The 1,162-nt window shown below is 43.7% G+C and carries 1 protein-coding gene; it reads left to right on the forward strand.

Features of this window, described 5'->3' with window-relative positions; translation table 11 throughout:
* The coding region (locus tag KDK19_RS10490; RefSeq protein ID WP_257291899.1) for a hypothetical protein at positions 1-1,162 on the forward strand (1,162 nt) is incomplete at both ends.

The following is a 1,162-nucleotide window of genomic DNA, read 5'->3' on the forward strand; positions in this document are numbered from 1 at the left end:
GAAGCGGGAAATGCGTTCCAGCCAGATACACAACTCCCGTCAACAACATTTACAAGGGGCATGATTGCTTTTTCTGGCGATCAGGGCAATAGCGGGCCGTCTCAGTCCCGTCGTGTTTCCCCCTCTAAAAAAAAAGCCGAACAAAACGGCAAGAAAAGTGAACGAAGTACTCGCTCTGACGAAAGGAAAAGTGTTGATGATAATGAGCCGCCACCGCCAGGCGGGAACCATCCGACCACACCAGCAAACGCAGTATCCCCGGCGTCCTTGCTTAAACATCTGATGCATCTCTACACAACCTCCGGGCTTCGGCCTGAAAAAGTGATCAACAGATCGAATTTTCTTTCAGAACAGCTGGGCATCAAATCAAGGGAGAAGTTTGAAACGTTTTACCATCCATGCCAATCACCCGATAGTGAAAGTGAAACATTATATAACCAGATGCTCCTGGGTTTTGATCCGAAAAACCAGCAACACATGATGCTGGCATCAAACGCTCTGCAACACTCTATACAGGTCATCGTTCATGATGGTCAGAAATATCGCTGCTATAGCGATGATAAAAACCACAATCATTCGCCTCACCAGTCTTTGAGTAAACTTGAAGATCTCCATATTTTCCTGTTTCACGAGAATCATGCTGTAAAACTGTCTCATCACAGTAACAACTTCCTGTGGTTCACTCACTTTCTGACCAGCTCCCACTTAAATAAGCAGGAAAACGATTGGCTGAGAGACAGTCAGACTGAAAATGCTTTATGGGAACTGTTTCCAGAATGGCAAAAAGACCTTTTATTATGCCGGGAAAATCTTCAATACAACGCCATAAAATCTGCCAGCAAAGGGCCACTGAAAAAGACGTCCATAAAATCTGCCAGCACAGTGCTAAAACAGATCTTGACGACTCCCGGTGAATTCATGCAGGAAGAACAAGGACATAACCTGTTCAGGTTTTACAATAAACTAGGTCTGGTTTGCTACCCGTTCGACGATAAAGAGAACCCCGATGGAGCATTTTACATTAGCAAAAACGTCCTTGGATCGGTGGTTTTTTTCTGGCAAGACTCTGCCAGTAAATATATCTCGTTTATAGCTCCTGATCTCTCAACATCAACGATAAACGATAAATTACAGTCTTTCGATGATCATTTAAAAAATTATT

The organism is Endozoicomonas sp. ONNA1 (assembly GCF_024606325.1).
Lineage (GTDB): Bacteria > Pseudomonadota > Gammaproteobacteria > Pseudomonadales > Endozoicomonadaceae > Endozoicomonas_A.